The organism is Bradyrhizobium sp. GCM10028915 (assembly GCF_042666195.1).
In the GTDB taxonomy this organism is placed as follows: Bacteria; Pseudomonadota; Alphaproteobacteria; order Rhizobiales; family Xanthobacteraceae; genus Bradyrhizobium; species Bradyrhizobium canariense_D.
Genome location: NZ_JBHTFN010000044.1, coordinates 1,294,522 through 1,302,744, shown reverse-complemented (window position 1 = coordinate 1,302,744; position 8,223 = coordinate 1,294,522). Strand labels below are relative to the sequence as shown.

9 protein-coding genes are annotated in these 8,223 nt (G+C 64.9%); 5 read left to right on the top strand and 4 right to left on the bottom strand.

Annotation, left to right across the window (positions count from 1 at the left end):
- The coding region (locus ACFQX9_RS26445) for a porin (RefSeq protein ID WP_377791041.1) at positions 1 to 723 on the top strand (723 nt) is incomplete at its 5' end.
- A 317-nt stretch (positions 724 to 1,040) separates the two neighbouring features.
- Here ACFQX9_RS26445 and ACFQX9_RS26440 read toward each other — a convergent pair.
- Together ACFQX9_RS26440 and ACFQX9_RS26435 are read right to left on the bottom strand one after the other, a co-directional pair.
- Entirely contained in the window at positions 1,041 to 1,859 is an 819-nt protein-coding gene (locus ACFQX9_RS26440) for a YkgJ family cysteine cluster protein (protein WP_026233575.1), read from the bottom strand.
- 200 nt (positions 1,860 to 2,059) lie between these two features.
- On the bottom strand, positions 2,060 to 4,453 hold the full coding sequence (locus tag ACFQX9_RS26435) for a transglycosylase SLT domain-containing protein (protein WP_377791040.1): 2,394 nt from the start codon (positions 4,451 to 4,453) through the stop codon (positions 2,060 to 2,062).
- Between the two features lie 294 nt (positions 4,454 to 4,747).
- Between ACFQX9_RS26435 and dapA the strand changes: the two genes are divergently transcribed.
- Genes dapA through ACFQX9_RS26415 form a run of 4 tightly spaced genes read left to right on the top strand, consistent with a single transcriptional unit; the run spans position 4,748 to position 7,238 of the window.
- Entirely contained in the window at positions 4,748 to 5,638 is an 891-nt protein-coding gene (gene dapA, locus ACFQX9_RS26430) for a 4-hydroxy-tetrahydrodipicolinate synthase (protein ID WP_007603384.1), read from the top strand.
- 52 nt (positions 5,639 to 5,690) lie between these two features.
- A complete protein-coding gene (gene mscL, locus ACFQX9_RS26425) occupies positions 5,691 to 6,107 on the top strand; it encodes a large conductance mechanosensitive channel protein MscL (RefSeq protein WP_162496383.1) in 417 nt (138 codons plus the stop codon).
- A 59-nt stretch (positions 6,108 to 6,166) separates the two neighbouring features.
- Positions 6,167 to 6,640, top strand: a complete 474-nt coding sequence (smpB, locus tag ACFQX9_RS26420) for an SsrA-binding protein SmpB (protein WP_007603387.1) — start codon at positions 6,167 to 6,169, stop codon at positions 6,638 to 6,640.
- A 4-nt stretch (positions 6,641 to 6,644) separates the two neighbouring features.
- The gene (locus ACFQX9_RS26415) at positions 6,645 to 7,238 is read left to right on the top strand and encodes a peroxiredoxin (protein WP_085351429.1); all 594 of its coding nucleotides are present in this window, start codon (positions 6,645 to 6,647) and stop codon (positions 7,236 to 7,238) included.
- Here the strand turns inward: ACFQX9_RS26415 and ACFQX9_RS26410 are convergent.
- Positions 7,235 to 7,909: a uracil-DNA glycosylase gene (locus ACFQX9_RS26410; protein WP_026233573.1), complete on the bottom strand. Its 675-nt coding sequence runs from the start codon at positions 7,907 to 7,909 to the stop codon at positions 7,235 to 7,237. The two genes, ACFQX9_RS26415 and ACFQX9_RS26410, sit on opposite strands and share 4 nt — an antisense overlap.
- The coding region (locus tag ACFQX9_RS26405; RefSeq protein WP_377791039.1) for an NYN domain-containing protein at positions 7,890 to 8,223 on the bottom strand (334 nt) is incomplete at its 5' end. The genes ACFQX9_RS26410 and ACFQX9_RS26405, both read right to left, overlap by 20 nt.

Genomic DNA, 8,223 nt, shown 5'->3' with positions numbered 1-8,223 from the left:
GACCAGGCTTGGGGTCTCTTCCAGGCGTCGGTGGCTGCGCATGACAACCACGTTGCCTACTACGGCGCGACCGAGGCGACTGGCCATCCCGACGACAAATGGGGTTGGGCTGCTCAGCTCGCTCTGTCGATCAAGAACATCCCGACTGGCGCGGGTGACGTGATCAACATCCAGGGCGTCTACACCGACGGCGCATCCCGCTACAACTTCCAGAACCTGGCGGGCGGCAGCTACTCGATGTTCGGCAGCTCCGGCGTTGCCTACCAGAGCGTCGGCTTCGCCATCGCTCCGGACACCGTGTTCGTGACCGGCAGCGGTCAGGAAACCGTCAAGACCTGGGGCTTCCGCGGTGCCTACACCCATAACTGGGATCCATACTGGAACACCGCGATCTACGGTGCTTACGCTCAGGCGCAGTACGGCACTCTTGCCAAGACGACCCTCTGCGGCGCTGGCGGTGCTGGCGGCGTGTTCGGCGGCCTGGCGGGCGTGACGGGTTGTAATCCTGACTTCGCCATCGGCCAGGTCGGTGTCATCACCCGCTGGACCCCGGTCAAGAACCTGACGTTCTCGGCCGACCTCTCCTGGACCCATCTGGACCAGAAGTACGCTGGTACGGTTGCTTACGCTGGTGCCGGTACGACGGCCAAGCCAGCCGCCGTGTACGAGCTGAAGGATCAGGACACGCTCGTTCTGCTCCTCCGCGCTCAGCGCAACTGGTAAGTTCGGTCTAACGACCTGACAGAGAGCCCCGGCGGGAAACCGCCGGGGCTTTTTTTGCACCAGGCGGACCACGGATCTCCGACATGTTCTGAAGAACGAGTGGAGTGTGGAATGATGAGTAGCTTTGGGTGATCAAGAGCTGGGTTCGGATCGCGCGATCAAGACCACTTCAGCCGCCGCGGCAAGAGGCGGAGGCGCCGGCAGGTCCTTGAGATTCATGGCCACCACGGCGTCCAACGTGGTCTGCCCGTCTAGACCGCAACCAGCGCGAGTCGAGCGGCATAGAGCGGGTTAGGCCGCGTCGACGACGTCGGAGTTTAGGCGTGGTGCGACAGCCGTAGAAGCGCCGGCCGATAGGGGGCTTGCGGATCGTCGTCCTCATTCGAGGGAATTGTGCAGGAGCCGAATTCCTGTCTGATCCGCTCGATCTCGGCGATGCGCTCGTGCAGCCGCTGCAGATGCTCCGGGGATTTCGCCCGCCAGAATCGAAATGTGTCGGCGGTGAGCGGGAGGAACGCGGTGCCGAACAGCGTCGGCTCCGGAACGACGGTTCGCCCGAGCAGCAGGAACCGCCCGGCACCGGAGACGACGAGGGTCGCGTAGCCGCGGTTTCCGATCCTCTTGATGCCATTCAGCGACCATTCGGCGAGCTTGCTGAAATAGGGCTCCTCCCGCCAGCGATCGGGGCAATGGTCATCGACGGTAACGTTGACCGCGTCCTGGCTGAAATGCACGATGATGCCCGATTTCGCCGGAAACCAGTCGTCATCCAGATGGCCCTGCAGCCAGGCGCAGACGAAGGACCGGCACATCTGCGGACGGCGCTCGTAGATGGTGCATCCAGTGCCCGTCTGCCAATGCCTGCACAGCTGGTTCACCGGCTTGTCGACGGCCGCCACTTCGAGGATATCGCAGCAGGCATTGCACGAGCCGCATTGCCGGGCTGGTTGGGCTGTCCTCGTCGGGCTGGTTCCGCGAAAACCCTGCCCGTCGCGGACCAGCAGCTTCTGCTTTTCCAGCGCATTCAACGCACGTTCGATTTTGAGACGAGATAGTCCCGTGGCGTCGATCACACCCTTCATCGTCGTCGCGCCTGCCTCTACTGCACGGGCGACGCTCAACATTGCCTGATCCATGTTTGTAGTTCTTTTCTTCTCTTATTGCGGCGCGCCCGATCCGCCCTGCACGATCTTCTCGTTCAGCTTCTCACCGTGCGGTCTGGAGCACTCCGGCCCATGTTGATGGCCCCGCCTCAAACGCCGGGGCTGACCGCGTTACCCCCTCGCGCGGATACCTTGTTATCGGATCGCCGCAAGCGAGTCTCATAGGCACGCCGCTATTCCACGCTGCCGGCGCCACGGCGCAAATCAGCCTCGATCTGCAACCGGGTGCCGCCGCCGAAGCGGGCGCGGTAGACCTGAAGGTTCTCCATGATCCGCTGCACATAGTTGCGCGTCTCGGAGAACGGGATCAGCTCGACCCAGTCGACCGCGTCGACCTTGGGGTCACGCGGATCGCCGTAGCGGTCGATCCACTTCTTCACACTGCCGCGGCCGGCATTGTAAGCGGCGAAGGTCATGATGTAGGAGCCGCGATAGTCTTCGAGCAGTCCACCGAGCTCGGCCGAGCCGAGCGTGGCGTTGTAGGCCGAATCGTTCTTCAGACGCCCCAGATCGTAGGTCCCGCCGTGCCGCTTGCAGACATAGCGCGCAGCGTCCGGCGTCACCTGCATCAGCCCATAGGCCTGCGCCGGCGAGACGACCGAGGGATTGAAGGCGCTCTCCTGCCGCGCGATGGCGTAGATGATGCTGCGCTCGACCTCGGGTCCGATCGGCGTGAATTGCGGAATGCCGTTGACGGGATAGGCATAGAAATCGAACGGCAGCCCGCGATTGAGCGCGGCCTTGCCGAGCAGCAGCATGCCGCGCGCGTCGCTGTGGCGCTGGGTGAGCTCGCCGAGGCCGGCTAGCGCTTCGGGATCGCCGTTCTCGCCCATGTCGGCGAGCAACGGTATCACCATCTCGCGCTCGTCGAGCTCGTAGAGCAGCTGCGCGGCGCGCACGATCTCCAGCCGTTCGGCACCGCGGCTGCGCGGCTGAGCGTTGAGCTCGATCTGCGGCAGGCCGAGCTTGGCGCGTGCGAGCTGGCCGTAATAGCTGGTGGATTGCTCGGCGGCCCGCGCGTAGGCGTTGCGCGCCTCCTGCTGGCGGCCTGCAGCTTCGGCGGCGCGGCCCTGCCAATAGCCGGCGCGCGCCAGCGTGGTCGGATTGACGCTGCCGATCCCGATGCGGGCAAAGTGCTGGGTGGCGGCCGCGGGATCGTTGAGGAAGCGCAGCGCGATCCAGCCGGCGGTGAACTCTTGCTCGGTCTTGTAGATGTCGCGCGAGGGCAGGGCCGCATCGCGCGCGATCAGATAGGCGCTGCGGAATTCCTCGGTGTCGATCATCTTGCGCGCCAGGAGGCGCCGTTCGATCCACCATTCGTCGAGATTGTAGAGCCGGCCCGGATCCTTCGGTGCCGACAGCATGAGCTGGGCGGCTTCCGCAAATTTCTCCTCGCGGCGCAGCAGCTGGATCTTGCTGAAGATGAAGCCCGGATCGCCGTGCAGCTCGCGCGGCACGGCTTCGAGCAGCGCACGAGCGTTCGGCGCTTTCTTGAGGGAGGCGATGCGGGCTTTGGCGAGTGCGACATAGCCGGCCCCGAGGCGCTTTGCAGCCCGCAATGCGGCCTCGTTCTCGCTGCCGTAGAGCAGCGTATCCATCCGCGCCTTCTGATCGCCGGGCGTCAGCAGCGCGCCGAACTGGTCGAGTGCGTTGTTTTCGGTCTCTTCCGACATCGGGTCGCTGCGCCAGGCATCGCGCACCAGACGTTCGGCGTTGGCACGGTCGCCGCGCGCCAGCATCGCCTTGGCGAGCGTGAAGCGGCCCTTGGCGGACACGGGGGATTCGTTCTCGAACCACGACCACGCGACCTGGTCGTCGCGCCTGTCGTCCCACATCGCGGCCTCCAGGCGCCGGCGCAGGAAGGTCTGCGAGGGCCAGCTCGGATTGGCGGACAGGAAGGCGCGGTAGCGCTCCACAGTCGCGCCATTGTCCTCGCTGCGAAGGATGATCCATTCCGCGAGTTTTCGCGCGACCGGATCCGAGATCGTGGCCGCGGCACTGGTGGCGTCGCCCGCCTTGCGCTTGCGCACGAGCTCGATCACGGTCTCCAGCGTGTCCTTGTCGGCTTGCGGCGTCGAGGAGGTCGCAGCAACCGCAGCCGGTGTGACCGGCTTGCGCGGGGCGGCATGCTGGCGGGTCGCCGGAGCCAGGACAGGAGCCGCGACGGGCTTGGCGGAGGCCGGGGCGGTCGGTCTGACGATGGCCGTTGCTGCCGGTGCGGGTGCGGTCTTCGGGACCGAGCCGCCAGCGGCCGGCTGAGGTTTCGGCGCGACAGCCGCAGGCTTCAGCTTGTCCTTCGCAGGTTCCTTGGCTGCGTTCTTGCCAGCATCCTTGCCAGCGTCCTTGGCAGGCTTCTTCGCGGCATCCTTGGCGGGTGGACTGGTCGCGCCTTTGCCTGCGCCCTTGGCGGCGTCCTTCGAAATGTCCTTGCCGGTTCCCTTGGACGCCCCCTTCGCGGTGTCCTTGGCGGCTGGCTTTGCGATTTCCTTCGCGGTTTCCTTCACGGTCTCCGCGGTTGTTTCATTGGATTTGGCCCAGGCGGCGCAGCCGGCCGACAGCCCTGCCATCAGGCACACGACCAGACAGATGGATCGCCATGCGGCGCGCGGAAAGGAGATCACGGCGTTTCGTCGCCCCGAATCAGTCAATTGGCTCAAGACCTAGCTGTACAAGATCTGGCTATATTTGATTGAATATGCGGACAAAATACCAACAGCCGCTTACCTTTGCCGGGTTTGCACCACCACCGCGGCAAAATCGCGGCCTAAACCCGTGCGTCACACGGAAGCGGGTCTTTTACCGGCGGGATAGACCCGATATGAATGCGGCTTGCTCGAGATCGCCGCGTACGGAGGAAGTCCATGGCAGCCAAGACGAAATTCCGGGGATCGTTCACCGCCTTGGTCACGCCGTTCAAGAACGGCTCGCTGGACGAGGCGGCGTTCCGCTCGCTGGTCAACTGGCAGATTTCGGAGGGCACCAACGGCCTGGTCCCGGTCGGCACCACCGGCGAGAGCCCGACGCTGAGCCATGACGAGCACAAGAAGGTCGTCGAATGGTGCATCGAGGAAGCGAAAGGCCGCGTGCCTGTCGTCGCCGGCGCCGGCTCCAACTCGACCAAGGAGGCGATCGAGCTCGCCCAGCACGCTGAAAAGGCGGGCGCCAACGCGGTTCTGGTCGTGACGCCCTACTACAACAAGCCGACCCAGGAAGGCATGTACCAGCACTTCAAGGCGATCAACGACGCGATCGGGATTCCGATCATCATCTACAACATCCCGCCGCGTTCGGTGATCGACATGTCGGTCGACACCATGGCGCGGCTGTGGGAGCTGAAGAACATCGCCGGCGTCAAGGACGCCACTGCCAGCATGGTTCGCGTCTCGCAGCAGCGCGCAGCAATGGGCGAGGACTTCAACCAGCTCTCCGGCGAGGATGCGACCATCCTGGGTTACATGGCCCATGGCGGCCATGGCTGCATCTCGGTGACCTCGAACGTCGCGCCGCGGCTCTGCTCCGAGTTCCAGGCCGCCTGGGCGAAGGGCGACCATGCCACCGCGCTGAAGCTGCACGACAAGCTGATGCCGCTGCACAACAACCTCTTCATCGAGAGCAATCCGGCGCCGATCAAGTACGCGCTGTCGCTGCTCGGCAAGCTGGACGAGACGTTGCGGCTGCCGATGGTGCCGGTCACCGAGCCGACCCGCGTTGCCGTGCGCAGCGCAATGGTTCATGCCGGCCTCATCAACTGACGCGCTGGCCGATCGGGGAGCTTTCATGGCGATCGAGGAAAGAGGCACGCGGATGCTCACGGAGTTCCGCGAATTCGCCATGAAGGGCAACGTCGTCGACCTGGCGGTCGGCGTCATCATCGGTGCGGCCTTCGGCGCCATCGTGACGTCGCTGGTCGGGGACGTGATCATGCCCATCATCGGCGCAGTTACCGGCGGCCTCGACTTCTCGAACTACTTCACGCCGCTTTCGAGCAAGGTCACCGCCGCAAATCTCGCGGACGCGAAAAAGCAGGGTGCCGTCTTGGCTTGGGGCAACTTCCTCACGCTGACGATCAACTTCATCATCATTGCCTTCGTGCTGTTCCTGGTGATCCGTGCCATGAACAAGTTGAAGCGCAAGGACGAGGCGGAGCCTGCCGCTCCGCCGAAGCCGTCGGCCGAGGTCGAGCTGCTGACCGAGATCCGCGATCTCCTCAAGAAGTCTTGACGCGCGCGCTTCATCCAAACTGTTAGCGTCCTCGCGCATCTCGATCAGGTTTGTCCCCCATGGCCGACAAGAATGAACGTCCGATCAAGGTCATGGCGGAAAATCGCAAGGCCCGCTTCAACTATGCGATCGAGGATACGATCGAGGTCGGCATTGCCCTGACCGGCACCGAGGTCAAGTCGATCCGCAACGGCAAGAGCACGATCGCGGAATCCTACGCCGATTCCAAGGACGGCGAGATCTGGCTGATCAACGCCACCATTCCGGAATATCTTCAGGGCAACCGCTTCAATCACGAGCCCAAGCGGCCGCGAAAACTGCTGCTGCATCGCAAGCAGATCAACAAGCTGATGGGAGCGGTCGACCGCGAAGGCATGACGCTGATCCCGCTCAAGCTTTACTTCAACGAGCGTGGTCGCGCGAAATTGCAGCTCGCGGTTGCAAAAGGCAAGAAGCTGCACGACAAGCGCGAGTCCGAGAAGAAGCGCGACTGGAGCCGGGAGAAGGGCCGCCTGATGCGGGCGAGGGGATAGCGGGATGACTCAGAGAAACCTGCTCGAGGTTGATTGGACCCGGATTCCCGCCCCCGCGGATGACGGCGGCGCCGCGCACCTGAAAGGCATGACGCTGCCGCCGGTCAGCCTGCTCGCCACTGACGACACGTCAGTCGCGCTGTCGGCGCTGCGTGGCCGGACCGTGGTGTTCGCCTATCCGCGCACCGGCGAGCCCGGCAAGATCGCGCTGGTCGACGATTGGGACATGATCCCGGGCGCGCGCGGCTGCACGCCGCAGACTTGCGCGTTTCGCGATCTGTTCGCCGAGCTGAAGGCCGCCGGCGCCGCGCAGGTGTTCGGCCTCTCGACCCAGAGCAACGCGTACCAGACCGAGATGGCCTCGCGGCTGCATCTGCCGTTCCCGGTGCTCTCGGACGAGAAGCTGGCGCTCACGCGCGCCCTGAATTTGCCGACCATGGAGGTTGCGGGCCTGACGCTGATCAAGCGCCTTGCGCTGATCGTCGACGACGCCAGGATCACGCATGTGTTCTATCCGGTGTTTCCGCCCGACCGGAACGCCGGCGATGTGCTGGACTGGCTGAAGGCCAATCCGGCCAAAGGCTTGTCTAGGGATTAGTCGAGGTCGGCCTTCACCTTCGCGAACACGGAGCGGAACATGTCCGGCGTCAGCACGCGGGTGTTCGTGTTGTAGCGGGAGCAGTGATAGCTGTCGTAGAGCCTGAATGCGCCGGCCTGATGCACGGCGCCGTGGCCGAAGGGGGCTTGCGATCCCTTCAGGTTCAGCGGCTTGAGCACGGTGTCGTGCGCAATGCGCCCGAGGGCGACGATCGCGCGCAGGTTCGGCATCGTTGCGAGATTCGCGGCGAGAAACTGCCGGCAGGTGTTGATCTCGACCGGCAGCGGCTTGTTCTGCGGCGGCACGCAATGCACCGCATTGGCGATCCGGCAGTCGACCAGCTTCAGGCCGTCGTCGGGACGCGCCCGATATTGGCCCTTGGCGAATCCGTATTCGAGCAGCGTGGTGTAGAGCAGGTCGCCGGCATAATCGCCGGTGAAGGGACGGCCGGTGCGGTTGGCGCCCTGCATCCCCGGCGCAAGGCCGACGATCAGCAGGCGCGCCTTGATGTCGCCGAAAGGCGCAACCGGTGCATTGTGCCACAATGGCTCGCGCGCGCGGTTCGCCTCGCGAAAGGCGACCAGGCGCGGACAGAGCGGACAGTCACGGTCGGGGACGAGGCTGAGAGGCTGGCGGCTTGACCGGGCCGCCTCACTCCTCGAAGTCGTCATCGCCCCTCGCCGGCGCCATCGTGGTTGCGCGCTGGAGGAACTGCGGAGCGTGGTGGCGCGCCTCGCGGTCGCCGCGGTCACGCGGGGCGGGGCGTTCGGACGGGTCGCGACCGAGCTTGGACTGCAGCTCGACGAGGTCGGTGAAGACGTCGGCCTGCCGGCGCAGCTCGTCGGCGATCATCGGCGGCTGGCTGGCGATCGTGGAAATCACGGTGACCCGCACGCCGCGGCGCTGAACGGCCTCGACCAGAGAGCGGAAGTCGCCGTCGCCCGAGAACAGCACCATCTGGTCGATGTGCTCGGCGAGCTCCATG

Excerpts from the sequence above, each read along its gene's own strand:
- ACFQX9_RS26440 (WP_026233575.1), bottom strand. The coding sequence starts at position 1,859 with ATGGATCAGGCAATGTTGAGCGTCGCCCGTGCAGTAGAGGCAGGCGCG.
- ACFQX9_RS26435 (WP_377791040.1), bottom strand. The coding sequence starts at position 4,453 with ATGGCAGGGCTGTCGGCCGGCTGCGCCGCCTGGGCCAAATCCAATGAA.
- dapA (WP_007603384.1), top strand. The coding sequence starts at position 4,748 with ATGGCAGCCAAGACGAAATTCCGGGGATCGTTCACCGCCTTGGTCACG.
- mscL (WP_162496383.1), top strand. The coding sequence starts at position 5,691 with ATGCTCACGGAGTTCCGCGAATTCGCCATGAAGGGCAACGTCGTCGAC.
- smpB (WP_007603387.1), top strand. The coding sequence starts at position 6,167 with ATGGCCGACAAGAATGAACGTCCGATCAAGGTCATGGCGGAAAATCGC.
- ACFQX9_RS26415 (WP_085351429.1), top strand. The coding sequence starts at position 6,645 with ATGACTCAGAGAAACCTGCTCGAGGTTGATTGGACCCGGATTCCCGCC.
- ACFQX9_RS26410 (WP_026233573.1), bottom strand. The coding sequence starts at position 7,909 with ATGACGACTTCGAGGAGTGAGGCGGCCCGGTCAAGCCGCCAGCCTCTC.